Below are 22,939 nucleotides of genomic sequence, written 5' to 3'. Positions count from 1 at the left end.
GCGGATAAGGGCCAACCGGCCCGGACAACAAAAACCCCCGGCCTCCTGTCACCAGGAAGCCGGGGGTTTTCCACTCTTCGCTAAAAGAGTGGGCCCTGTGGGGATCGAACCCACGACCCACGGATTAAAAGTCCGATGCTCTACCAACTGAGCTAAAGGCCCCAACTGACTGCCGCGAATGTGCGCGAAAGCGCACAAAACGAACTGTCAGCCCAGTCCATTTCTGGACGTTAAATACTGTACCCCACGCCGGGGGCAGCTTTGACACAACGGCGCGTGGCGCCGTCGTGCCTTAACCCCGGCGCCCTCACGCGAACAATGGCGCTCAAGCGTCCCCCTAATACTCCTTAAGCCGCCGGGCGGCAAGCTCGATAACAGAACAGCACAGGAGTAGCGTGGGGGCATGAGCGAGCAAGCTGGATCCAAGCCCTACGGCGGTGCAAACCGGCATCACAAGCCCAAGCCATTTGCGCCCATCGACTTTGAGCCGTTCGCGGGCGGCGCAGACCCTGCCCGGGTCTCCGAGGCTGCGCACCTTGCCGCCCAGGCGCTGGTGCGCCACGGCCGTGACAGCGACGATCCCAAGGTGACCAAGCGCCTCGTCAAGCTGGCGGACGAGCAGGGCCTGGAAGCCATCGCCGAGATGTGGGCGGAAAGCCCGGCCCGGTCGCTGCCCGGCGCCCTGTGGCGCCTCTACGCGCTGCGTGCCGCGACGATCCAGGACCCCGAGCGGATCTCCGTGTACTTCAAGGCCGGCAAGGACACGGCGCAGGTGTCCAACGTGGTGGCCGGCGCTGCCGAGCCGCCGGGAGCGGACGAAATGAAGACGATGGCGGACGCCATCCTCTCGGGAGCGTTCGACGGCGAATTCGACGTCGCGCTGGAACGTTCCGCCGCTTTCTGCCGGGTGGTTGCCCTGGGCCAGGCCACCCTGGCGGACGGCGCCGAACACAGCAACGAGAACCACGCCAGCAAACTGACCCGCAATTCCCACCTCCTGGTGAAGACCGCCGAGGACCTGGAGCACGCGGCCAACGCCTGGCGGCTGGGCGAACTGGACTGAGGCGCCCCGCGAGGCATCCGTGCCCGCCAGGCATCCGTGCCCGCCAGGCATCCGTGCGGACAGAGCCCGCTGCGCAAGTCTTCCACTGTTACGCACGGAGCTGCCCGGCTGTCAATGTTGACTTGGTTCAGCCAAAGTAGAAAACTGAAACCGGTGCCGAACCGCGAAACCCCCGGGCTTCAACATTTAGCCGCCTAGAGCGGCCTACCGCCGAGAGGCGTATCCGGTTCGGCACCACTTTTATGCCCGCATGGATCTGCCGGTAAAGTAATCCCCATGTGCGGGTCAACGTCAAGTCACATGGCCCGAGGGCCACATTCCCTGCCGCTCCCTGCCGTCGCCGGAACCCGAAGGTGAAGCTCCGCCTCTTCCCGCAGGAGCCCGCAGGGCTGCACCTGCTCTCGCAGATGGCCCGCCAGATCGTCCTCGCCACCGGGACCCTGGCCGAAATCCTCGGCGTCCCGGCCGCCGAACACAACCGCCTGGTTGAAGACATGCACGATCACGAGGCCAAATCGGCTGAGCTGCAGTTCGCGCTGCTGACCCACATGCGCACCAGCTTCGTGAATCCGCTCCCCCGCGAGGACATGTACGCCCTCTCCCGCTACCTCAACGAGGCCATGGAGAAGCTGGACGCCGCCGCAGAACTGGTGGCCCTGTACAAGCTCGAGCGCCTCCCCAAGCGCGCCGCCGACCAACTGGAGATCATCAGCCGGCAGGCCGAGCTCACCGTGGATGCCATGCGGCAGCTGAACAACCTGGACGATCTGGAGGACTACTGGATCGAGATCCTCCGCCTGGCCAAGCGCGCGGAACGGACCCACCGGGTGTGGGTTGCGGACATGATCAAGGACATGAAGTGGGCTCAGTACGCCCGCAACCGGGATATCGCCAACCAGTTGGTGGAAGTCACCAAGGACATGCGGCGGATCGCCACCCAGGTAGGCAGCATCATCGTCAAGGAATCCTGACGTGACCCTGTTCTTTTTCGTCGTGGTGGCGCTGTTTGCCTCCGCATTCGCCTTCCTGAACGGTTTCAGGGACGCGTCGACGTCCGTGGCCCTGGCCGTGCGTACCCGGGCCCTGACGCCCACGGTCGCCGTCCTGCTGGCCGCCCTCTTCAACTTCGTCGGCGCCGGGCTGAGCGGGCTCCTGGCGCTGCAGGTCAGCCGGACCTGGATCTCGCTGCCGCCGGGCGAAAACGGCCTGACCATCCTCCTCGCCGGCCTGCTCAGCGCCGTCGTATGGGGCATTTACACCTGGTGGCGCGGCATTCCGTCCTCCTCCACGCATGCCCTTGTGGGCGGGCTGGCCGGCGGAGGCCTTGCCAGCGTGCTGGTGGGCGGCAATGCCGTGGACGGAGTGAACAACTCCCTGTTGTTCCAGGTGGTGCTGCCCCTCCTGCTGTCCCCCGTCATAGCGTTCGTCGGCGCCTACCTGCTGGTGTGGCCTGCCACCTGGGCGGCCCGCTACACGCCGCCCAACGTGGTCAACAGCCGGTCGCGCCGCACCCAGGCCATTGCTGCCGGAGCGGTGGCCTTCGGCCACGGCCTGCAGGACGGGCAGCGGACCGGCGCGGTGCTGCTCCTGGCGCTACTCGCCGCGGGGCTGTCCGACGGCGCGGGCCTACCCGGCTGGGTGCCGCTGCTTACCGCGGCGATGCTCACGGCCGGAACCCTGGCCGGAGGCTGGCGCATCTCCTACACCATCGGCTACAAGCTCACCCGGATCGACCCGCTGCGGGGCTTCGTGGCACAGCTCTACAGCTCCGTTCTCCTGCTGCTCGGGGCGATCGGGCTGCAATGGCCGGTTTCCACCACGCACACGGTGACGGCGGCCGTGCTGGGGGCCGGCAGCAACCAGGGCTTCCCGGTCACCAACCGCAGGCTGGTGCTCCGGATCCTGGCGTTCTGGGTCCTCACCCCGGTGGTGACGGCGGGGGCGGCCTTCGTGCTGGAGCTTTCGCTCTCGCCCCTCACCGGGCTTTAGGTTTCGACAAGCTCAACCACCGGGGGCCGGGGCTTATCCGAAGCGGCCTGAGACGTAGTCTTCCGTGGCCTTCTGGGTGGGGTTGCTGAAGATGGTGTGGGTGTCGCCTACCTCGATCAGCTTGCCCGGCTTGCCGGTCCCGGCGATGTTGAAGAACGCGGTCCGGTCCGAGACGCGCGCGGCCTGCTGCATGTTGTGGGTGACGATGACCACCGTGTACTGGTCCTTGAGGTCGTTGATGAGGTCCTCAATGGCCAGGGTGGAAATGGGGTCCAGCGCGGAGCAGGGCTCGTCCATCAGGATGACCTGCGGTTCCACGGCGATGGCGCGGGCAATGCAAAGGCGCTGCTGCTGGCCGCCGGAGAGTCCGGATCCGGGCTTGGCCAGGCGGTCCTTCACTTCGTTCCACAGGTTGGCGCCCTGCAGGGAGCGCTCCACGAGGGCATCAGCCTCGCCCTTGGAGATCTTCTGGTTGTTCAGCTTGACGCCGGCCAGGACGTTGTCCCGGATGGACATGGTGGGGAACGGGTTGGGCCGCTGGAACACCATGCCGATCTGCGAACGAACGGTCACAGGGTCCACGCCGGGGCCGTAGAGGTTGTCCCCGTCCAGCAGAACTTCGCCTTCAACCCGGGCGCCCGGAATCACTTCGTGCATGCGGTTCAGCGTCCGCAGGAACGTGGACTTGCCACAGCCGGACGGGCCAATGAATGCCGTGACGGACTTGGCTTCGATGTTGATGTTGACGTCCTCAACGGCCAGGAACTTGCCGTAGTAGACGTTCAAATCCTTGACGTCGATGCGCTTAGACATGGTATTCCTTCACTTGCTGGATACGAATTGTATTTTACCGGCGGAGCTAGCGGCCGGTCTTGGGTGCGAAGATCCTGGCGATGAGCCGTGCGCCGAGGTTCAGCAGCATGACCAGGATGATGAGCACCAGCGCGGCACCCCAGGCCCGCTGCGAGGACGGATCCGGGTTGGACGGCGAGGTGGGGTTCAGGATCTGGGTGTAGATGAACGTGGGCAGCGAGGCCATCCAGCCGCTGAACACGTTGCTGTTGATGTTGGTGGCGAAGCCCGCGGTCACCAGGATCGGGGCGGTTTCGCCGATCACGCGGGCAATCGCCAGGGTGACGCCGGACGCGATGCCGGAGATCGCCGTCGGAATGACCACTTTGAGGATGGTGCGCCATTTGCGGACGCCCAGTGCGTACGCCGCTTCACGGAGTTCGTTGGGGACGATCTTGAGCATTTCCTCGCTGGAGCGCACCACCACCGGGATCATCAGGACGGAAAGCGCGACGGCGGCCACAGCCCCCGTTTTGGTGCCGGGCCCCACCACGGCGAAGAAGAAGGCGGCGGCGAAGAGGCCGGCCACGATCGAGGGGATGCCCGTCATGACGTCCACGAAGAACGTGATGGCGCGGGCCAGCGGGCGGTCCTCGCCGTACTCCACGAGGTAGATCGCGGTCAGCAGGCCCACCGGAACCGAGATAACCGTGGCCAGCAGGGTGATCTGGATGGTGCCCAGAAGGGCGTGGTAGATGCCGCCCACAACGGGTGCGCCTTCCTCCACGCTCTTGTTGTCGAAGGCGCCGGTGACACCGTTCATGGAGGTGGTGAGGAAGCCCGGGTCCAGGAGGCCGGGGAGCCCGTTGACCAGGACGGTCCAGATCACCGAGATCAGCGGCAGCAGGGCCACCAGGAAGGAACCGACCACCAGGCACGTGGCCAGTTTGTCCTTGGCCTTGCGGCCTCCTTCGACGGCGGCGCTCCAGCCCACCAGCCCGGCCGTGAACAGGATGGCGGAGACGATGCCCCAACCGAACGCATTGAAGCCGATCACGGCCATGATGGCGGCGGCGACCACCAGCGCGAGGGCCAGGACGATGTACGGCGCGAACTTGGGCAGCTGACCCTTGGTGAGCGCGGAGCGCTTCCGGACCGGGGTGAGGGTGGAGGTCATTTAGTTGGCTCCCGAGAATTCTTTGTGCCGGCTGATGATCCAGCGGGCAATCATGTTGACGCCGAGCGTGATGACGAACAGGACCAGGCCCGCCGCGATCAGCGTGCTCACCTTCAGGCCGCTGGCCTCCGGGAAGTTCAGGGCGATTTCGGCGGCGATGGTCTGGTTGCCGGACTGGATCAGGCTGGCGGTGAGGGCGCCGGAGGACAGTACCAGCGCAACGGCCATGGTTTCGCCGAGGGCCCTGCCCAGGCCCAGCATCACGGCGCTGACGATACCCGGGCGGCCGAACGGAAGAACGGCCATCTTGATCATTTCCCAGCGGGTGGCACCCAGGGCCAGGGCGGCTTCCTCGTGCAGCTTGGGGGTCTGCAGGAAGATTTCGCGGCTCAGGGAGGTGATGATGGGAAGGACCATCACGGCCAGCACGATGCCGGCGGTCAGGATGGTCTTGCCGGTGGCGGACGCGGGGCCCTGGAAGATGGGCAGCCAGCCCATGTTGTTGGCCAGCCAGTCATAGGCCGGGGAGATTTCCCTGGCCAGGAACGCGGCGCCCCAGGCGCCGTAGACCACCGACGGGATGGCGGCCAGGAGGTCGATGACGTAGCCCAGGCCGGAGGCCAGGCCGCGCGGCGCGAAGTGCGAGATGAAGAGCGCGACCCCGATGGCCACGGGGGTGGCAATGACCAGGGCAATGACGGCTGCGATCACAGTGCCGATGACGATCGGCCAGATGTACGCGAAGAAGCCTTCGCCGCCTTGGATCTTGTCCGGCGAAGCCACCAGGGCAGGGATCGCCTGGACTACCAGGAACAGGGCCACGCCGAAGAGCACGGCAAGGATCAGGCATCCTGCGGCCAGGGCGGCTCCGGAAAAGACCTTGTCTCCGGCGCGTCCTGCGCCCCGGGACTGTGTCAGGGAGGTGGTGGTCACAAACGATCCTCTGGGTTCGAATAGAACCGACTGCCTGGTCCGGGCTGACCCGGCAAGCAGCGGTGAAACTGGCTGTACTTCGGACAAACACCGAGGTTCCCTGCCCCGCGCGACGGTCTGTGACCGCCCCGTCCGGGACAGGGAACCTGGCTCAGGCTCGTGTTTCCACTATGCCTTGCTGTGCAGTGAAAACCCTAGGACTTGACCTTGATGGAGTCGATGGCCTTGGCAGCCTTCTCCTGGAGGTCCTTGGAGAGGGGAGCGGACTTCGCCGCGTCCGCTGCGGCCTGCTGGCCGGCGTCGGACACTACGTAGTTTTCGAAGGCCTTCACCAGGTCAGCGGTTTCCTGGGTGGCGTAGGTGGAGCACACCACGTGGAAGGAGACCAGGACAACCGGGTAGGCGCCTTCGATGGTGGTTTTGCGGTCCAACTTGATGGAAAGGTCGTTGGCGGAACGGCCTTCCACCGGCTTGCCGGCGTCGACGGCCTTGGCAGCAGCTTCGGCGGAAATCTTGGTGAAGGTTTCGCCCACCTTGATCTGGGCGATGCCGAGCTTGCCGCTGACGGCCGAGTCATCGGCGTAGGTTACGGCGCCCGGGGTGTCGGTGACGGTCTTGACCACACCGGAGGTGCCCTTGGCGTTCTCACCCTTCAGGGATGCCGGCCACACGCCGGAAGCCTTGTCGGTCCAGGCCTCCGGAGCTGCGGCGGCCAGGTAGTCGGTGAAGTTGCTGGTGGTGCCGGAGTCATCGGAACGGTTGACCGGCGTGACCTTGAGGTCCGGCAGCTTAACGTCGGGGTTCAAAGCCGCGATCGCGGGATCGTTCCAGTTGGCGATTTCGCCGCGGAAGATCTTGGCCACGGTGGCGGCGTCCAGCTTCAGTTCCTTGACATCCGGGATGTTGAAGGCGATGGCGATCGGAGAGATGTAAACCGGGATGTTGATGGCGCCCTCGGGGCCGCACTTTTCCTTGGAGCTGGCGAGCTCCTCATCCTTGAGGTAGGCGTCGGAACCGGCGAACTGGGCCGAACCGTCGATGATGGCCTTGCGTCCCGCGCCGGATCCATCCGGGGAGTACTGCACGGAGGCACCCTGGTTGGCGGACGCGAAGTTGGTCTTCCATACGTCCATGGCCGCACCCTGGGCGGAGGAACCGATGCCGGTCAGCGTGCCGGTGACCTTGGCGCCCGTGGCAGAGGGAGCGCCGGACTGTGCCGTGTTCGTGGCGTTGTCTGAGCCACAGGCGGTGAGCGCGAGTGCGCCGGCTGCGATGACAGCGATAGCCGCGTGGCGGCCGAAGCGGAGTGCCTTCACTAGATGTACCCCTTCCAGGGATTTCTGATGCGTAGCGGACCGGAGACGTCCGAACATAAGAAGTTGCGTACTTTTTGTACCTTTATTGAAGTTATGGGCCTCAGGTAACGGGATGTGGGGACCAAGGTGAACGGAAGGTTAACGACGGCGGGACATCGGCTTACATGTGCAGCGTCGCCATTGCGCACATCACATCTCCGGCCGTAGTGCAACGCCAGTGAATAGACTGGAACGCATGGCCATCCCAGCAGGACTTTCAGCAAGCGGGCGTTTCCTGCGCGGCCGCATCCGCACCGGCCTGGTCCGGAGCCGCAACTCTCTGATCCCCGCCGTCCAGATGACCGGGTGCGCCGTGGGGGCCTATGCCTTCGCCGAGTACGTACTGGGGCATTCGGGTCCCCTCTTCGCGGCGACGTCGTCGCTGATCGCGCTGGGCTTCTCGCGGGAGCCCCGGCTGCGCCGGGTGGTTGAGGTGGGCCTGGGCTGCACCATCGGCATTGCGGTGGGCGACCTGCTCCTGCACTGGCTGGGCGACGACATCTGGGTGGCCGCCGTCGTGCTACTCACCTCCATCCTGCTGGCGCGTTTCCTGGACAGCGGCAACATCTTCACCACGCAGCTGGGGCTGCAGTCGCTCTTGGTGGTGCTGCTGCCGGCGCCCGCCGGCGGCCCGTTCACCCGCAGCATCGATGCGATAGTGGGCGGTCTGTTCGCGCTGCTGGTCACCATCCTCATCCCCAAGGATCCCCGGCGGGAACCGCGCAAGGACGTCCGGAAACTGCTGCACGAGCTCGCCGAGGTGCTGCGCGAATGCGCCCAGGCCCTACTTAAAAGCGACTCCACCCAGGCATGGCATGCCCTGATCCGCGGCCGGAACTGCCAGCCCCTGGTGGACGCGATGCGCCATACCCTCCGCGCTTCCGGTGAAGTGGCCACGCTCGCACCGGCGTACCGCAGGCACCGGGATGAGCTGGACCGGCTGGAGCAGTCGCTGGACTTCATCGACCTCGCGCTCCGTAACAGCCGGGTTTTCGCCCGTCGGCTGACCAGCGCCATCAACCATGCCGCATTGTCCGACGAAGCCACCGAAAACATCGCCGAGGTGCTGCAGGAAACCGCTGCCGCCATCGACGAACTGTCCCTGGGCCTTGCCGAAACGCACGACGGCGCGCGGCGGGCCCATCTCCGGACGGCCCGGCAGGACCTGAGCGCGATCGCACTGCGCCTGCACCCGAAGCTGCTGGAAGTCCAGCGCCTCGAGGGCGAAACGGTGGTCATGCTGTTCCGCCCGCTGATGGTGGACTTGCTCGAAGCCAGCGGAATGGACTCCCGGGAGGCCCGGGACATCCTCCCGCCGCTGTAGCAAGGGCCCGGTGGTTGGGCTCGTCGGAACCAGGATCCCGACAAGCTGGCGCCGGGATGTCACTGCCCCCGGATAGTGTGGAGCAATGGCAACCAAGACTTCCCGGGCGTCCAAAGCCCCGGCCTACAAATGCGCCGAATGCGGCTGGACCACCGTCAAATGGGTGGGGCGCTGCGGCGAGTGCCAGGCGTGGGGCACCGTTGAGGAAACCGGCGCCGCCGTTGCGCGCACGACGGCGGCCACCACCGTTTTGGAGCCTGCCCGCCGGATCGCCGACGTCGATGCCACCACCGCCGCGTTCCTCCCCACGGGTGTGGACGAACTGGACCGCGTGCTGGGCGGCGGACTGGTTCCGGGCGCCGTGATCCTGCTGGCCGGCGAACCCGGCGTGGGCAAGTCCACGCTACTCCTGGACGTTGCGGCCAAGTTCGCCCGCACGGCGCAGGACGTCCTCTACATCACGGGTGAGGAGTCCGCTGCACAGGTCAAGCTGCGGGCGGACCGGATCGATGCTGTCGCGGAGTCCCTCTACCTTTCGGCTGAAACAGACCTGGGCCAGGCCCTCGGGCAGGTGGAGAAGCTGGAGCCGCGGCTGCTGGTGGTGGACTCCGTCCAGACGCTCAGCAGCGCGGACGTCGATGGCAGCGCCGGCGGCGTCTCCCAGGTGCGCGAGGTGGCCGCCTCCCTGATCGCCGCGGCCAAGCGCCGCAACATGACCACGCTCCTGGTGGGGCACGTGACCAAGGACGGCTCCATCGCCGGCCCCCGCCTCCTGGAGCACCTGGTGGACGTGGTCTGCCAGTTCGAAGGCGAGCGCCACTCGCGGCTCCGGCTGCTGCGGGCCGTGAAGAACCGGTACGGGCCCACGGACGACGTCGGCTGCTTCGACCTCAACGAGGACGGCATCGTGGGCCTTGCCGATCCCAGCGGCCTGTTCGTCTCACGGACCAAGGAGCCCGTGTCCGGCACGTGCATCACGGTGACCCTGGAAGGCCGGCGGCCGCTGCTGGCAGAGGTGCAGTCCCTTCTGGCCGAGAGCGCCAGTTCGCAGCCCCGGCGTGCCACCAGCGGCCTGGACAGCTCCCGGGTGGCCATGCTGCTGGCCGTGCTCCAGCAGCGCGCCGGCTGCCTGCTGCACAAGGATGACTCGTACGTGGCAACGGTGGGCGGCGTGAAGCTGAGCGAACCGGCAACCGACCTTGCCGTGGCCCTGGCAGTGGCCTCGGCCAAGGCGAAAAAGCCGCTGCCCATCCGGCTGATCGCGTTCGGCGAAGTGGGACTGGCCGGGGAAGTGCGTCCCGTTCCGGGCATCAACCAGCGCATCCAGGAAGCCCACCGGCTGGGGTTCACCCACGCTGTGGTCCCGGCAAGCCCCAACGGCCCGGGGCCTGTTCCGGCCGGTTTCTCCGTCCGGGAAGTGGGGCACCTGACCGAGGCCCTGAGCCTGCTCATCAGCTGAGCGTCAGATGGTGGACCAGCCCCCGTCGCTGGGCAGGATCGCGCCGTTGACGTTGGCCGAGTCCTCGCTCAGCAGCCAGGTGATGGCTGCGGCGAGCTGGGCGGGCTGTGCCACAGAGCCCACAGTGGCCTGGAGGATGGGGCCGATCCGCCCGGCCGCGAAGTCCGACTTCCAGGGAGCCTCGATATTGGTGGCAACAGCCCCCGGTGCCACCGCGTTCGCCCGGATGCCCTGGGGTCCGTAGAAGAACGCCACGCTCTTGGTGAAGCCCACCAGCGCATGCTTGGACGACGTGTAGGCAACGCCGGAAGCTGATGCCCGGAGCGACGCCTCGGACGCAACATTCACGATGGTTCCCGTTCCGGCCGCCAGCATCATGGGCAGGACCGCGCGGGTAAGGCGCATGGGGTCGGTCAGGTTGACGCTGAACACCCTGTCCCAGGTGGCATCGTCCACCTCGGCGGGCGGCAGGAAGGCGTCCATGATCCCCGCGACGTTCGCCAGGCAGTCCACCCGGCCGTCGGCCGCAGCCACAATCGCAGCGGTGGTCTCCGGTTCGGCAACGTCTCCGGCGACCGTGACGACGTCGAAATCCGGCAGGCCGGCGGCAAGGTCCGTGAGCCGCTGCCCCACAACGTCCGTGGCGATGACCCTGGCGCCTTCATGGGCCAGGCGGGTGGCGGTGGCCAGTCCGATGCCGGAGCCCGCTCCGGTCACGATGACAGTCTTGCCCGCGAAGCGGGACGGGTACGCGGCTGGCGGCATGGCCTGCTCCTCGGCGAAGGTTGGCCCCCGGCAGGGGCGCGGCTATGGTTACAGGCTCCGCCCTGAAGACAGTCCTCCACAAGCGACTTAGGACCCTAGTGGAGTCTCCGAAGCGCGCGCACCCTAGGGGTATGGACTGCAGGCCACGGAAGGAACAGCGATGATGTGGGGTTATGGTCCGGACATGGGCTGGATGTGGCTGTGGGGATTGCTGATGCTGGTGGGCATAGCCCTTCTGGTGCTGGTTGCCGTGCGGGTGTTCTCCGGTGGCGGCCGCGGCGGGTACCAGGGTGGTGGATTCACCCCTTCCGACCACCCGGGAGCGGGTCCCTGGCCGGGACCCGGCGGTCCCGGGCAGGGCGGTCCCGGGTTTGGCCGCAGCAGGGCCCGGCAGATCCTGGACGAACGGTTCGCGAAAGGGGAAGTGACCGCCGACGAGTACCGCGAGCAGGTCAGAGCACTTGGCGAGGAACCCTAGTGCCGCCTGCCAGCACGCCACCGGGCCCGCAGCCGGACAGGGAACCGCGCCGGCAGCCCGGCGCCGAACCAAGCCGCGAACCAGTGGCTGGCCGTCCCGCCCGCCGTCCCATGAGCCGGCGCGGCGCGCTGCTCCTGGGCGGACTCGGAGCGGCGGCCACCGCAGCCGGCGGCGCCGGGCTGTGGTGGTCGCTGGCTTCCCGGTCATCATCCCGGACCGCCCCGGCAGCAGGAGCTGAACTGTCGCAGCCTTCCGAGCTGCGCAGCACCGGCGGCCGGCTGGAGGTGCGGCTCGAAGCTGCCGCAGCCCGGATTCAGCTGGCCGGGCAGCAGGCCTGGGCCCTGGGCTACAACGGCGGGATTCCCGGCCCGACCTTCCGCCTGCGGCGGGGCGATGTTCTGAGCGTCCGGCTGGCCAACAACCTTGACCAGCCCACCAACCTGCACGTCCACGGACTCCACGTCTCCCCCGAGGGCGCCGGGGACAACCCTTTCGTTGTGGTAAATCCGGGCGCCGCCCATGACTACGAGTACCGGCTCCCGGCGGACCACCCTCCCGGAGTGTACTGGTACCACCCGCACCACCACGGCATGGTTGCCGACCAGGTCTTCGCCGGCCTCTTTGGCGCGATCATCGTGGAGGACCCGGAACCCGCTCCGGCAAGCACCGAACGCGTCCTGGTCATTTCCGACACCACCCTGGACGGCGGCGGGAACGTTGTCCGCGTGTCACAGATGGAGCGGATGCTGGGCAGGGAGGGCGAACTCATCCTGGTCAACGGCCAGAGCAATCCCGAGTTCACCGCCGTGCCGGGCCAGCGCGAACGGTGGCGCATCATCAACGCCTGCGTGGCCCGCTATCTCGCGCTGCGGCTTGACGGCCAGCAGCTTCAGCTGCTGGGGATGGATTCGGGTCGGTTCCGCACGCCGTCGCCGGTGGAGGAACTCTTCCTGGCACCGGGCAACCGGGCAGACGTGCTGGTCACCACAGCGGCCGGAGATTCCATCCTGCGTGCCGCGTACTACGACCGCGGCAGCATGGCCGGCATGATGGGCCCGGGACCCGGCCCCCGGCGGACGGGCCAACCGGATGCGGCCGGCGCGGCGCTGGCCACCCTGCGCGTCGCGGGAAGCCCCGGAACTTCCCCGTCGCCGCTGCCGTCCCCGTCGTCGCCGCCGCTGCCGTCGGCCCGGGAACCGGACGACCTGCGGACGGCCGCAGTGGCAGCGCACCGGCAGCTCACGCTCTCCTCCGGCGCAGGCATGGGAATGGGCGGGGCCATGATGGGCTTCACCATCAACGGCCGGGAGTTCAGCGAGGCGAGGACGGACACCACGGTGGCGGCAGGAAGCGTGGAGGAATGGACCCTGACCAATCCCAGCCCCATGGACCACCCGTTCCACCTGCATGTCTGGCCGATGCAGGTCATTGAGGAGGGCGGCCGCGCCCCGGACCGGCCGGAGTGGCGGGACGTCGTCAACGTTCCGGCGCAGGGCCGGGTGAAGGTCCGCGTGGCCTTCAACGACTTCGTGGGCCGGTCCGTCTACCACTGCCACATCCTTGACCACGAGGACCTCGGAATGATGGGCGTCATCGACGTCCGCTAGACCCTTGCGGTTTATACCCCCTGGGGGTATATTGGCGGTAGATCAACGCCAACCAAGGTGACGTCTCAAAGGAGCACATCATGGAACCCCGCCACGGTGCAGGCCAACTGCACACCGGGCAAACAGATCCGGGCCCGCAACACGCCGGCCAGTCCGCGCTGCCGGATCACGGCAACCACCAGTTGCATGGCCAGGGCGGGCACCCCGCCGGCCACCAGCCCGGCGGCAGCGGGCCGGTTGACGATGAACACATGGTCCACAGCCACGGCCAGCATGCCGGGCACAGTGTAGCGATGTTCAAGAACAGGTTCTGGCTGACCCTTGCCCTGGCTGTGCCGGTGGTCTACTTCAGCCCGATGTTCGGACACCTGCTGGGCTACATGCCGCCGGTATTCCCTGGCTCCATCTGGATCCCGCCGCTCCTGGGCACCGTGATTTTCGTCTACGGAGGCCAGCCGTTCCTCCGCGGCGGGCTCAACGAGCTCAAGTCCCGGAAACCCGGCATGATGCTCCTCATCGGCATGGCCATCACGGTGGCGTTCGTCGCGTCCTGGGCCACCAGCCTGGGGCTCGGCGGATTCGACCTGGACTTCTGGTGGGAGCTCGCGCTGCTCGTTGCCATCATGCTGCTGGGCCACTGGATCGAGATGCGGGCGCTGGGTTCGGCCCAGGGGGCCCTGGATGCCCTGGCGGCCCTGCTTCCGGACGAAGCTGAACGTATCACGGACGCGGGCACCGAGACCGTCAGCGTGTCCGAACTCCGGTCCGGCGATCTCATCCTGGTCCGCTCGGGCGGCCGGATGCCGGCGGACGGCACTGTCAGCGACGGGCAGGCGGAGTTCGATGAATCCATGATCACGGGCGAGTCCAAGACCGTCCTGCGTTCGCCGGGAGACCCGGTGGTGGCCGGAACCATCGCCACGGACAACGCGGTCAGGGTTCGGGTGACCGCCATCGGCGAGGACACGGCCCTGGCCGGAATCCAGCGGCTTGTTGCCGAAGCGCAGGCGTCGTCCTCCCGGGCCCAGGCCCTCGCGGACCGGGCAGCGGCGTTCCTCTTCTACTTCGCCGCAGGCGCAGGCGTCATCACTTTCGTCGTCTGGACGCTGCTGGGCAGTGTTCCCGACGCCGTGACACGCACCGTTACGGTATTGGTCATTGCCTGCCCCCACGCGCTGGGGCTCGCCATCCCGCTGGTGATCGCCATTTCCACCGAACGCGCAGCCCGGGCCGGCGTGCTGATCAAAAACCGGATGGCACTGGAGCGCATGCGGACCGTCGACGTCGTGCTTTTCGATAAAACCGGAACCCTGACCAAGGGCGAGCCCGAGCTGAAGGAAGTGGCCGCGGTTGAGGGGATGGACCGGGACGGGCTCCTGGCACTTGCCGCAGCCGTGGAATCGGACAGCGAGCACCCGGTGGCACGCGCCATCGTCGCGGCCGCCCGCGGGCGCGGGCTCACCGTCCCGGAGGCCAGGGACTTCAGTTCCATGACCGGCCGCGGTGTCCGTGCCGGCATCGATGGCAGGACCGTATACGTGGGCGGTCCCGCCCTCCTCCGCGAACTGGGTGCCGCCGAGCCGCCGACGCTCGCTGCCGTTACAGCAGCCTGGATGGACCGGGGCGCAGCTGTCCTCCATGTAGTGGACGACGCCGGGCGGGTCCTTGGCGCCGTCAGCCTCGAAGACGCCGTCCGTCCGGAATCCCGGCAGGCCGTCGCGGCCCTGCAGAACCGCGGAATCAAGGTGGCCATGATCACCGGGGATGCCCGGCAGGTGGCGCAGGCCGTCGCGGCGGACCTCCAGATCGACGAGGTCTTCGCCGAAGTCCTCCCCGCGGACAAGGACAAAAAAGTCGCCGAGCTCCAGGGCCGCGGACTCCGGGTGGCCATGGTGGGTGACGGCGTCAACGACTCCCCCGCCCTGGCCCGCGCCGAAGTGGGCATAGCGATCGGCGGCGGGACCGACGTGGCCATGGAGTCCGCCGGCGTGGTCCTGGCCGGCAACGATCCCCGGGCCGTCCTCTCCATGGTGGACCTTTCGCGGGCGAGCTACCGCAAGATGTGGCAGAACCTCGTCTGGGCCACGGGCTACAACATCATTGCGGTGCCGCTGGCGGCCGGCGTGCTGGCCTTCGCCGGGATTGTCCTGTCCCCCGCAGCCGGTGCCGTGCTGATGTCCGCGTCCACGGTGGTGGTGGCCCTCAATGCGCAGCTGCTGCGCCGGCTGAAGCTCAATCCGGCGCAGGCACACTGACCCAAGGAGCCCCCGATGCCGGAAACCAACCGCCGGAATTCATCCTTCGGACAATACTTCGCCCGTGTGGGCCCGCGCATGGACGCGCGCGGGGCTGCGGAGCACCGCCGGCGCCTCGTCGAGGCAGCGCACGGCACCGTCGTCGAAATCGGCGCGGGCTACGGTGCCACTTTCCCCTTCTACCCTTCAGCCGTGAGCAGCGTGCTGGCGCTCGAACCGGACCCGACGCTCCGGGCGCTGGCGCTGGCCGAGGCAATCCAGGCTCCCGTACCCATCACGGTCCACAACGGCGTGGCGGAATCACTGCCCGCGGCTGATGAATCCGTGGACGTGGTGGTCTGCAGCCTGGTCCTGTGCAGCGTGGCGGACCAGTCCGCCGTCCTGACGGAGACGCTGCGGGTCCTCCGGCCCGGCGGCCTTCTGCTGTTCTACGAGCATGTCCGCTCCGCACACTTTGTACTGGCGGCTGCCGAGGATCTGCTCACCCCGCTGTGGAGCCGGATGGCCGGCGGATGCCATCCGAACCGCGACACCGCCGGCGTGATCGCAGCCGCGGGCCTCACACTGCAGAATGTGGAACGCTTCGGATTTTCAGTCCTCCCGGGCAATCCCCGGGTAGCCCACATTCTCGGTGCAGCGGCAAAGCCCCGGCGTGAGGTCGCGGTGTGAGCCCCGGCGTGATGTCCCGGGCATGACAGAGGGCGCCTGCCGCAATGGCAGGCGCCCTCTCACGTCACACCGGGAGCCGGCGGTTAGGCCTTCTTGGGCGGCAGCGCCAGCTTGAAGACCTTGGCCCACGTGGATCCGACCTGCTTCCAGATCGGTCCCGTGGTGTACGGCAGGCCGTAGCGCTTGCAGATCTCCTGCACCTTCGGCGCCACCTCGGCATAGCGGTTGGACGGAATGTCCGGGAAGAGGTGGTGCTCGATCTGGTGCGAAAGGTTGCCGGTCATGAGGTGCATGAACTTGGAACCGGAGATGTTGGCGGAGCCGATCATCTGCCGCACGTACCAGTCCCCGCGGGTCTCCCCTTCCACCATTTCCTCGGTGAAGGTGTCCGTCCCCTCGGGGAAGTGACCGCAGAAGATCACTGCGTGGGCCCAGACGTTGCGTACCGCGTTGGCGGTCAGCGTGCCGTAGAGCGCCTGTTTGCCGGAGCCGGTCAGCATTGCGACGGCGGGGGTGGCGGCGTAGTCCTTGGTGAACTGCTTGAGCGCCTTGATGCCGAGCGCCTTGAGGTCCTTGACCAGGGCTTCCTTGGACTTGTTGCCTTCCTTGTAGTCCTGGAGCTCGAGATCGTAGATCGCGATGCCCCACTCGAAGACCGGTGCCAGGATGGCGTTGTAGAGCGGGTTGCCGAGGTTGAACGGCTTCCACTCCTGCTGGGGGTCCATCCGCAGCAGGTTGTATCCGACGTCGTTGTCCTTGCCCACCACGTTGGTCCAGCGGTGGTGCAGGTCATTGTGCGTGTGCTGCCAGGAGCGGGCCGGGGTGACGAAGTCCCATTCCCAGGTGGTGGAGTGGATGTCCGGGTCCCGCATCCAGTCCCACTGGCCGTGCAGGACGTTGTGCCCGATCTCCATGTTTTCCAGGATCTTGGCAAGGCTCAGCAGGGTGGTGCCGGTGATCCAGGCAGCTTTATTCCGGCTGACCAGGAGCGTTGCGCGGCCGGAGATCTCCAGTCCGCGCTGGATCTTGATCATGCGGCGGATATATGCGGCGTCGGAGGATCCCCGCTTGGCCAGGATGTCGTCCTTGATGGCATCAAGTTCGCGGCCCAGCTCGGCCACCTGCTCGTCTGAGAGGTGCGCTGCGGCCGGCGGACGGACCAGCGGGCTGCCGGAAGTGGCCAGCGCCCCTCGCCGCGTCTTCGCGGGCACAACGGCGTCTTCCGTGGTCTCGGCTTCGTGGTTGGTAACTATTGCCATGCGGTGGTGCTCCTCAAATGTCGAGGTTAACGGGTCCGGCGGCTGCCGATACACACGTCTGGATTAGTTGGCCCGGCTCGCCATGGACTTCGCCGGTGCGGAGGTCGCGGACGTGCCCCGCCCGCAGGGGGGTAAGGCAGCTGTGGCAGATGCCCATCCGGCAGCCGCTGGGCATCAGCACGCCGGCGTCTTCGCCGACGTCCAGCAGCGGGGTGCTTCCGTCCGCCTCAACCTCGCGGTCGGAGGCCTCAAAGGTGACCAGTCCGCCGTCGTGCCCTGCACCGGCGGCGAGGCTGGTGGTGAAGCGTTCGATGATGAGGTTGATCGGGTCGGCTGCAAAGGGCCCCTCCGGCTGGTGGGACTCTCCGGCGGCCGAACCTTCGGTGCGCGTGGAATCCTCCGCTGCAGCAGCGGCCTCCGCGGACCACAGTGCTTCGGCGTCGTCCAGGAATCCTTCGGGTCCGCACGCATAGGCTGCGCGGTGGCGCCAGTCCGGGCAGAGTTCGTCCAGCATGGCGGCAGAGGAGAAGTCCACCCGGCCGCGTTCGCCCGTAAACCAGTGGGTGACCTTGAAGTTGGGGAACTGGTCGGCAAGCTCCGACAGTTCTTCCCGGAAGATGCTGTCTTCGGGGGTCCGGGCTGAATGGATCAGCACGACGTCGGCATCCGGGCGGTGCGGAACCAGCGTTCGCACCATGGACATCACGGGGGTGATGCCGCTGCCGGCGGTGAGCATCAGCAACGGCCGGGGGTGCTCGGGAAGGACGAAGTCGCCCTGCGGCGGGGCCAGGAACAGCACGTCACCGGGGCGGGTGTTGCGCACCAGGACGCCGGAAACGGCGCCAACGTCGGTCACGGTGATGGCGGGATCCTGGCCGGCGGGGGCGCTCAGGGAATAGGAACGCCAGTGCCGCACGCCGTCGAGTTCGACGCCGATGCGGGCCCACTGGCCGGCCTGGTGGGCCTTCCAGCCGCGGCCTGGACGGAAGAAGATAGTGGCGGAATCGGCCGTCTCGGCCACCACCCTGGTGACGATGCCGCGCAACTGGCGGGCAGAGAACACAGGGTTGAAGAGCGACAGAATATCTTCTGGAGCTAGCGGGGTGGTCAGTACAGATGCGGCGCGCGCCAGCTTACGGAGCCGGATCATGTTATTAACCTTATGTTGGATCGAGGCATATTTCTTCTCCCAAGGCATACGATCGAACGTTCTAAACTGTTCCCCCGAAACAACTTATGGAAGTCTCTCATGAACCCTCCGGCCTCGAAGAGTCCTGCAGCTCCCGCATACGATCCGCCGTGGCTCGCCCTGCCCCGTGAGGTCAGCGACCTGCTGCGCCCCAAGATGCCCGGCATTGTGGAGGCCATCATCGATGCGGTCCCGCAGCTGGTTCCTGCCTACGCCAGGCCCATCGAGGGCCGCTTCGGCCGCGGCCTGCGGCGCGGGGTGGCTGCTGCTCTGGAGCGGTTCCTCCAGCTGCCCGGTACCAGGCTGCCCGCCCTGTCCGAGGAGAGCCGGCAGCTCGTGGCGGGGCTTGGCAGCGGCGAATTCCGCCAGGGCCGAAGCATGGACGCGCTGCTGAGCGCGTACCGTATGGGTGCCCGAGTGACATTCCGGGAGATGTCGCGGATCTCGATGGAAAAGGACCTGGGCCAGAGCGTGGTGGTGGACCTGGGCGAATCGATCCTGGCATACATCGACGAACTGTCCGCCGTGAGCGCCGAGGCCTACGCCTTTGAACAGTCCGAGCGCGCCGGGGCCGTGGACCGGCGCAGGACCGAACTCCTGGAGCTGCTGCTGATGGGCCAGGCGGACGAAGCCGCGCTGCGGCAGGCGGCTTCCATGGCCGACTGGTCGCTGCCGGGGAGGCTCGTGGTGGTCACCCTCCCGCTGGACCGGTCGGCAGGGCTGCGGCTGCAGCTGGGGCCGGGAACACTGGTAGTGGAGCGCGAAACGGATGCCGTGGCCTTGGTTCCGGCCCGGAAGTCCGAGGGCGCCCGGGCGGCGCTGGACAAGGCGCTGAAGGGCAGGTCCGCTGCCGTGGGGCCCGCCGGCAGCTGGGAAAAGGTGCCCGACTCGCTGCGGCTCGCCGTGCTGGCAGCCTCGGTGCTGCCGCCGCGGGAAGGCCCTGAGGATCCGCCCATCTGGGCGGATGACCACCTGGCCCAGATTGTCCTCGGTTCTGAGCCCTCCGCCATCGCCGAATTGGCGGAGCGCAGGCTTGCGCCGCTGGAAGGCCTGCGCCCGGCGCAGCGCGAAAGGCTGGCGGAGACCCTCCTTTCCTGGCTGCGGCACTGGGGGCAGCGGGCTCCGGTGGCGGCCGAGCTCGGCATCCATCCGCAGACCGTGGGTTACCGGGCGGCGCAGCTGCGCGAACTCTTCGGTGATGCGCTGGAAGACCCGCGGGCCAGGTTTGAGCTGGAACTGACCCTGCATGCGGGGCGTCGCTAGGCGGCGGTTCATCTGCCGGCCGCCAGCGCGCTGCGGCTTTGCAGCCGCAGCTCAAGGTCGTTCATCACGATCGCGGCCAGATCCTCCAACGTGCGGGAATCTTCCGCGGTGAACTCCCGCGGCTTGCGGTCCAGGATGCAGAACGTCCCCAGGTTGTATCCGTCGGGGGTGCGCAGCGGCACTCCGGCATAGAACTGCAGGCCGAACTCGCCCGCGACGAGCGGGTTCGCCAGGGTGCGCGGGTCCGTGACGGCGTCGGGGACCACCCAGACGTCGTCCTGCAGGATGGCGGATGCGCACAGCCCGGGATCACGCCCAATTTCGCCCACGTCGGTCCCGTGATGGGCTTTGAACCAGATCCGGTCATGGTCCACCACGCTGACGATGGCCACGGGGACGGAGAACATCCGGGCGGCCAGGCCCACGATCCGGTCGAACGTGCCGTCCGGCGGCGTGTCCAGGATCCGGTAGCGTTCGACGGCGCGCATCCGCGCCTCTTCATTCGCGGCGGAAACGTCCGACGGCGGCGCTTCCGCCACAGTTCCGGCGTCCCGGGTCCCGGGCGCTGAGGTCCCGGACGATGCCGGGCTGATGCTCCGCCGGCGCCCGGCCGCGCTGATAACCTCCTGCCGCAGGGCAAGGGAAACGTCCCGGGCGCCGGGCCGGTCCGCCGGCTCGCGGGACAGCATGGAAGTGAGCAGGGCCGCCCATTTGGGTGCTACTGCTTCGGGAATGTGCGGATCCCGCAGGAGCCGCGCCATGGCCGAGGCGATCGGCGCCCCGGGGTACACGGGCTTGCCGGTCAGCCCCTCAAGCAGGACCAGCCCCAGGGAGTACACGTCACTGGGCGGGCCCACCGGCTCGCTGGCAGCCTGTTCGGGGCTGAGGTACTGCGGGGTGCCGGAGCTTTCCCCGGGTCCGCTCCGCTGGCCTTCGCCGAGGATCATCGCCACGCCGAAGTCGCTCAGCTTGGCGCGTGGCCGGCGGTCGTCGTTGTTGTAGTCCACCAGGAGGATATTGGCGGGCTTGACGTCCCGGTGGACGATGCCGTGGTGGTGGATATACGCAAGCCCGTCGGCGAGGTCGTGGCCGATCAGTGCCAGGTGCGCCGCGGAAAGGGGGCCTTGGGCCGCGCGCTGGCGCAGGTCCGGCCCGCGGACCAGTTCCATGACAAGATACGTGCGCCGGTCCCGGGGGTCACTGAGGTCCGCGCCCGCGTCCAGCAGGGTGACCAGGGCGTGGTGGCTCATTCCGGCCAGGATGCGCGCTTCCTCGCCCTGGCGGCGCACGTGGTCCAGGTTCCCGGGGTCGTCCCGGAAGAGCTTGACCGCGACGTCGCGCTGCAGGAGCTCATCGAAGGCCTTGTAGACGCCTGACTGGCTCCCTCTGCCAACGAGGGCACCGATCCGGTATCGGCCGCTGAGGAGGTAGCCGGGTTCCATGCTTGCAGTCATGATCGGCCTCCCAGCTGGTTATTTAATAAGTATGCTTATGATATCCCGGCGATGGTCGCGGAGTTGACGGAGGCCCGCTATTTGGCGGGGTTGTGCGTGCCGATCGGCACCAGGGTCAGGTCCGGGTGGTTCTTTTCGATCCGCCGCAGCGCCCAAATGTCGTTGAAGAGGGCCAGGTATTCGCCGTCGGAGCGCAGCAGCACCTCGGCGCCCGGCACGTTGGCCAGGGCGGGCATGGCGTCCGCCGTCGAAATCCTTGCCATCGAGTACGGGAGCCGCTCCAGGCGCATCGGCGCGCTGAAGTCGTGCGCCATGCGGTCCTCCACCACTTCGAACTGCATGGGGCCGACGGCGGCGAGCACCGGCGCCTGGTCGCCGCGGATGTCGGAGCGGAGCACCTGGATGACGCCCTCGTGCTCGAGCTGCTCGATGCCGCGGCGGAACTGCTTGAAGCGGCTTGGGTCCTTGGAACGCGCCACCTGGAAGTGCTCCGGAGCGAACAGCGGGATCGCGGGGAACTCCACGGGTTCGTCCAGGAACAGGCTGTCGCCCACGCGCAGCGACGAGGCATTCACCAGGCCAACGACGTCGCCGGGGAAGGCTTCGTCGATCACCTCGCGCTCACGGCCGAACACCTGCTGGGCGTATTTGGTGGCGAACGATTTGCCGGTGCGCGTCTGCGTGACCACCATGCCGCGTTCGAAGATGCCGGAGCAAACGCGGATGAAGGCGACGTGGTCGCGGTGGGCCTTGTTCATGCCGGCCTGGACCTTGAAGACGAAGCCCGCGAACGGAGCATCCACCGCACGGGGCTCGCCGTCGACGTCGGGCCGCGGCGCCGCCGGCGGGGCGAAGTCCACCAAAGCGTCCAGGATTTCCTTGACGCCGAAGTTGAGGGCGGCGGAGCTGAAGAGGATGGGGGTTGCCTTGCCTGCGTGGAAGGCGTCGACGTCGAACTCCAGGTTGGATTCGATGACCAGTCCGGCTTCGTCCACGGCGTTGGACCAGTCGTCGCCCTGGTTGGCGGCGGCTTCTTCGGGGGTGAAGTACTCGGTGAGCGCGATGTTGGCGCCTGCGTTGTTCCTCTGGAACCGGGCGAAGCGGTCGTTGCGGAGGTCCCACACGCCGCGGAAGTCGCCCGAGATGCCTACGGCCCAGGTCAGCGGCATGGGCTGGAGTCCCGTGCGCTCGGTGATTTCGTCCATCAGCGCCAGGGCATCGAGGCCGGGACGGTCCCACTTGTTGATCACGGTGATGATGGGCAGGTTGCGCTGCTTGCAGACCTCGAAGAGCTTCATGGTCTGCGTTTCCAGGCCCTTGGCTGCATCAACCAGCATCACGGCGCAGTCCACGGCGGCCAGGACGCGGTAGGTGTCCTCGGAGAAGTCGGCGTGGCCGGGGGTGTCCAGGAGGTTGATCACGGTGTCACGGTAGGCGAACTGCAGGGCTGCGGAGCTGATGGAGATGCCGCGGTCCTTTTCCATCTGCATCCAGTCCGAGACAGTTTCCTTGCGGTTGGACTTGCCGCTGGACGCACCGGCCGTGCCGATCACCTTCGCGTGCAGCGCCAGGGCTTCAGTGAGCGTGGACTTGCCGGCGTCAGGGTGGGAAATGACCGCGAAAGTCCGACGCCGGGCCGCCTGCTTGTGAATCTCCTGGACTCGGGCGGGGCTAAGGACTTCTTGAGACACGGTGCTACTTTCGCTGCGACAGGGGGCGGGTAAGGGATGTGAATGTGATGTGAACGCAATTTAAACGTGGGGCCGGCAGGCGTTAACTGTGCAGCCAAGGTTTCCAGTTTATCGCAGGGCGGCAGGAGGCGCCGGTAAACGGCCCAACTGCCGCCTCCCGCCGCCGTCGTCCCGGGCCTTCCGGACCGCTGCCGGCAGCAGGCCAAACGGGCCACTT

20 protein-coding genes and 1 tRNA gene are annotated in these 22,939 nt (G+C 67.3%); 10 read left to right on the top strand and 11 right to left on the bottom strand.

All coding sequences use genetic code 11. From position 1 onward, the window contains the following. Window positions 1–89 precede the first annotated feature (89 nt). Window positions 90–162: transfer RNA gene (locus AC1MDG_RS01120), tRNA-Lys, on the bottom strand. A gap of 241 nt (window positions 163–403) precedes the next feature. On the opposite strand from AC1MDG_RS01120, the gene AC1MDG_RS01115 reads away from it, so the two are divergent. From AC1MDG_RS01115 to AC1MDG_RS01105, 3 genes are all read left to right on the top strand, one after another. Beyond that, on the top strand, window positions 404–1,063 hold the full coding sequence (locus tag AC1MDG_RS01115; RefSeq protein WP_011690079.1) for a hypothetical protein: 660 nt from the start codon (window positions 404–406) through the stop codon (window positions 1,061–1,063). Window positions 1,064–1,416: 353 nt separating this feature from the next. Beyond that, window positions 1,417–2,034, top strand: coding sequence for a DUF47 domain-containing protein (locus tag AC1MDG_RS01110; protein WP_043476874.1), 618 nt, complete (start codon window positions 1,417–1,419; stop codon window positions 2,032–2,034). A gap of 1 nt (window position 2,035) precedes the next feature. Continuing rightward, the gene (locus tag AC1MDG_RS01105) at window positions 2,036–3,052 is read left to right on the top strand and encodes an inorganic phosphate transporter (protein ID WP_479806929.1); all 1,017 of its coding nucleotides are present in this window, start codon (window positions 2,036–2,038) and stop codon (window positions 3,050–3,052) included. A gap of 33 nt (window positions 3,053–3,085) precedes the next feature. Here AC1MDG_RS01105 and pstB read toward each other — a convergent pair whose 3' ends face one another. From pstB to pstS, 4 genes are all read right to left on the bottom strand, one after another. After that, the gene (gene pstB / locus AC1MDG_RS01100; RefSeq protein WP_011690076.1) at window positions 3,086–3,865 is read right to left on the bottom strand and encodes a phosphate ABC transporter ATP-binding protein PstB; all 780 of its coding nucleotides are present in this window, start codon (window positions 3,863–3,865) and stop codon (window positions 3,086–3,088) included. 46 nt (window positions 3,866–3,911) lie between these two features. After that, the gene (gene pstA, locus AC1MDG_RS01095; RefSeq protein ID WP_479806927.1) at window positions 3,912–5,021 is read right to left on the bottom strand and encodes a phosphate ABC transporter permease PstA; all 1,110 of its coding nucleotides are present in this window, start codon (window positions 5,019–5,021) and stop codon (window positions 3,912–3,914) included. Beyond that, complete coding sequence (gene pstC, locus AC1MDG_RS01090) at window positions 5,022–5,954, bottom strand: phosphate ABC transporter permease subunit PstC (RefSeq protein ID WP_043476868.1); 933 nt, start codon at window positions 5,952–5,954, stop codon at window positions 5,022–5,024. Window positions 5,955–6,148: 194 nt separating this feature from the next. After that, window positions 6,149–7,270: a phosphate ABC transporter substrate-binding protein PstS gene (pstS, locus tag AC1MDG_RS01085; RefSeq protein WP_043476867.1), complete on the bottom strand. Its 1,122-nt coding sequence runs from the start codon at window positions 7,268–7,270 to the stop codon at window positions 6,149–6,151. Between the two features lie 235 nt (window positions 7,271–7,505). Here pstS and AC1MDG_RS01080 point away from each other — a divergent pair, with 235 nt between their 5' ends. Together AC1MDG_RS01080 and radA are read left to right on the top strand one after the other, a co-directional pair. Continuing rightward, a complete protein-coding gene (locus tag AC1MDG_RS01080) occupies window positions 7,506–8,633 on the top strand; it encodes an FUSC family protein (protein ID WP_043476865.1) in 1,128 nt (375 codons plus the stop codon). 85 nt (window positions 8,634–8,718) lie between these two features. Continuing rightward, on the top strand, window positions 8,719–10,092 hold the full coding sequence (gene radA / locus AC1MDG_RS01075) for a DNA repair protein RadA (protein ID WP_043476862.1): 1,374 nt from the start codon (window positions 8,719–8,721) through the stop codon (window positions 10,090–10,092). A gap of 3 nt (window positions 10,093–10,095) precedes the next feature. Here the strand turns inward: radA and AC1MDG_RS01070 are convergent, their stop codons facing one another. Then, window positions 10,096–10,857, bottom strand: a complete 762-nt coding sequence (locus AC1MDG_RS01070) for an SDR family NAD(P)-dependent oxidoreductase (protein WP_479806924.1) — start codon at window positions 10,855–10,857, stop codon at window positions 10,096–10,098. 160 nt (window positions 10,858–11,017) lie between these two features. Here AC1MDG_RS01070 and AC1MDG_RS01065 point away from each other — a divergent pair, with 160 nt between their 5' ends. Together AC1MDG_RS01065 and AC1MDG_RS01060 are read left to right on the top strand one after the other, a co-directional pair. Further along, on the top strand, window positions 11,018–11,335 hold the full coding sequence (locus AC1MDG_RS01065) for an SHOCT domain-containing protein (RefSeq protein ID WP_479806922.1): 318 nt from the start codon (window positions 11,018–11,020) through the stop codon (window positions 11,333–11,335). A 110-nt stretch (window positions 11,336–11,445) separates the two neighbouring features. Then, complete coding sequence (locus AC1MDG_RS01060) at window positions 11,446–12,942, top strand: multicopper oxidase family protein (RefSeq protein WP_479808993.1); 1,497 nt, start codon at window positions 11,446–11,448, stop codon at window positions 12,940–12,942. 65 nt (window positions 12,943–13,007) lie between these two features. Here AC1MDG_RS01060 and AC1MDG_RS01055 read toward each other — a convergent pair whose 3' ends face one another. After that, the gene (locus AC1MDG_RS01055; protein ID WP_479806921.1) at window positions 13,008–13,217 is read right to left on the bottom strand and encodes a hypothetical protein; all 210 of its coding nucleotides are present in this window, start codon (window positions 13,215–13,217) and stop codon (window positions 13,008–13,010) included. Window positions 13,218–13,235: 18 nt separating this feature from the next. Between AC1MDG_RS01055 and AC1MDG_RS01050 the strand changes: the two genes are divergently transcribed. Both AC1MDG_RS01050 and AC1MDG_RS01045 read left to right on the top strand, forming a co-directional pair. Next, the gene (locus tag AC1MDG_RS01050) at window positions 13,236–15,197 is read left to right on the top strand and encodes a heavy metal translocating P-type ATPase (protein WP_479806920.1); all 1,962 of its coding nucleotides are present in this window, start codon (window positions 13,236–13,238) and stop codon (window positions 15,195–15,197) included. 15 nt (window positions 15,198–15,212) lie between these two features. Beyond that, window positions 15,213–15,866 carry a class I SAM-dependent methyltransferase gene (locus tag AC1MDG_RS01045; protein ID WP_479806918.1) on the top strand — a complete coding sequence of 218 codons (654 nt, stop codon included), beginning with the start codon at window positions 15,213–15,215 and terminating at the stop codon, window positions 15,864–15,866. Between the two features lie 83 nt (window positions 15,867–15,949). Here the strand turns inward: AC1MDG_RS01045 and AC1MDG_RS01040 are convergent, their stop codons facing one another. Together AC1MDG_RS01040 and AC1MDG_RS01035 are read right to left on the bottom strand one after the other, a co-directional pair. After that, window positions 15,950–17,125, bottom strand: a complete 1,176-nt coding sequence (locus AC1MDG_RS01040) for a fatty acid desaturase family protein (RefSeq protein WP_479806917.1) — start codon at window positions 17,123–17,125, stop codon at window positions 15,950–15,952. Between the two features lie 13 nt (window positions 17,126–17,138). Then, window positions 17,139–18,275: a ferredoxin reductase gene (locus tag AC1MDG_RS01035; protein ID WP_479806915.1), complete on the bottom strand. Its 1,137-nt coding sequence runs from the start codon at window positions 18,273–18,275 to the stop codon at window positions 17,139–17,141. Window positions 18,276–18,374: 99 nt separating this feature from the next. Between AC1MDG_RS01035 and AC1MDG_RS01030 the strand changes: the two genes are divergently transcribed. After that, entirely contained in the window at window positions 18,375–19,577 is a 1,203-nt protein-coding gene (locus AC1MDG_RS01030) for a PucR family transcriptional regulator (RefSeq protein WP_479806914.1), read from the top strand. 8 nt (window positions 19,578–19,585) lie between these two features. On the opposite strand, the gene AC1MDG_RS01025 is transcribed toward AC1MDG_RS01030, so the two are convergent. Both AC1MDG_RS01025 and AC1MDG_RS01020 read right to left on the bottom strand, forming a co-directional pair. Next, on the bottom strand, window positions 19,586–21,031 hold the full coding sequence (locus AC1MDG_RS01025) for a GAF domain-containing serine/threonine-protein kinase (RefSeq protein ID WP_479806912.1): 1,446 nt from the start codon (window positions 21,029–21,031) through the stop codon (window positions 19,586–19,588). 77 nt (window positions 21,032–21,108) lie between these two features. Then, a complete protein-coding gene (locus AC1MDG_RS01020; protein ID WP_479806911.1) occupies window positions 21,109–22,722 on the bottom strand; it encodes a peptide chain release factor 3 in 1,614 nt (537 codons plus the stop codon). Window positions 22,723–22,939: the final 217 nt, after the last annotated feature.

The sequence above is a fragment of the Arthrobacter sp. AIWTK1 genome (assembly GCF_056680535.1).
This window is presented reverse-complemented; position numbering and strand designations above follow the sequence as displayed.

What these genes read in the sequence shown, in the direction of transcription:
- pstA (WP_479806927.1), bottom strand. Translation starts at nt 5,021, where the DNA reads ATGACCTCCACCCTCACCCCGGTCCGGAAGCGCTCCGCGCTCACCAAG.
- AC1MDG_RS01035 (WP_479806915.1), bottom strand. Translation starts at nt 18,275, where the DNA reads ATGATCCGGCTCCGTAAGCTGGCGCGCGCCGCATCTGTACTGACCACC.
- pstB (WP_011690076.1), bottom strand. Translation starts at nt 3,865, where the DNA reads ATGTCTAAGCGCATCGACGTCAAGGATTTGAACGTCTACTACGGCAAG.
- AC1MDG_RS01055 (WP_479806921.1), bottom strand. Translation starts at nt 13,217, where the DNA reads ATGCTGGCCGTGGCTGTGGACCATGTGTTCATCGTCAACCGGCCCGCT.
- AC1MDG_RS01025 (WP_479806912.1), bottom strand. Translation starts at nt 21,031, where the DNA reads ATGACTGCAAGCATGGAACCCGGCTACCTCCTCAGCGGCCGATACCGG.
- AC1MDG_RS01080 (WP_043476865.1), top strand. Translation starts at nt 7,506, where the DNA reads ATGGCCATCCCAGCAGGACTTTCAGCAAGCGGGCGTTTCCTGCGCGGC.
- AC1MDG_RS01045 (WP_479806918.1), top strand. Translation starts at nt 15,213, where the DNA reads ATGCCGGAAACCAACCGCCGGAATTCATCCTTCGGACAATACTTCGCC.
- AC1MDG_RS01050 (WP_479806920.1), top strand. Translation starts at nt 13,236, where the DNA reads ATGTTCAAGAACAGGTTCTGGCTGACCCTTGCCCTGGCTGTGCCGGTG.
- AC1MDG_RS01115 (WP_011690079.1), top strand. Translation starts at nt 404, where the DNA reads ATGAGCGAGCAAGCTGGATCCAAGCCCTACGGCGGTGCAAACCGGCAT.
- radA (WP_043476862.1), top strand. Translation starts at nt 8,719, where the DNA reads ATGGCAACCAAGACTTCCCGGGCGTCCAAAGCCCCGGCCTACAAATGC.
- AC1MDG_RS01060 (WP_479808993.1), top strand. Translation starts at nt 11,446, where the DNA reads ATGAGCCGGCGCGGCGCGCTGCTCCTGGGCGGACTCGGAGCGGCGGCC.
- AC1MDG_RS01070 (WP_479806924.1), bottom strand. Translation starts at nt 10,857, where the DNA reads ATGCCGCCAGCCGCGTACCCGTCCCGCTTCGCGGGCAAGACTGTCATC.
- AC1MDG_RS01030 (WP_479806914.1), top strand. Translation starts at nt 18,375, where the DNA reads ATGAACCCTCCGGCCTCGAAGAGTCCTGCAGCTCCCGCATACGATCCG.
- AC1MDG_RS01065 (WP_479806922.1), top strand. Translation starts at nt 11,018, where the DNA reads ATGATGTGGGGTTATGGTCCGGACATGGGCTGGATGTGGCTGTGGGGA.
- AC1MDG_RS01040 (WP_479806917.1), bottom strand. Translation starts at nt 17,125, where the DNA reads ATGGCAATAGTTACCAACCACGAAGCCGAGACCACGGAAGACGCCGTT.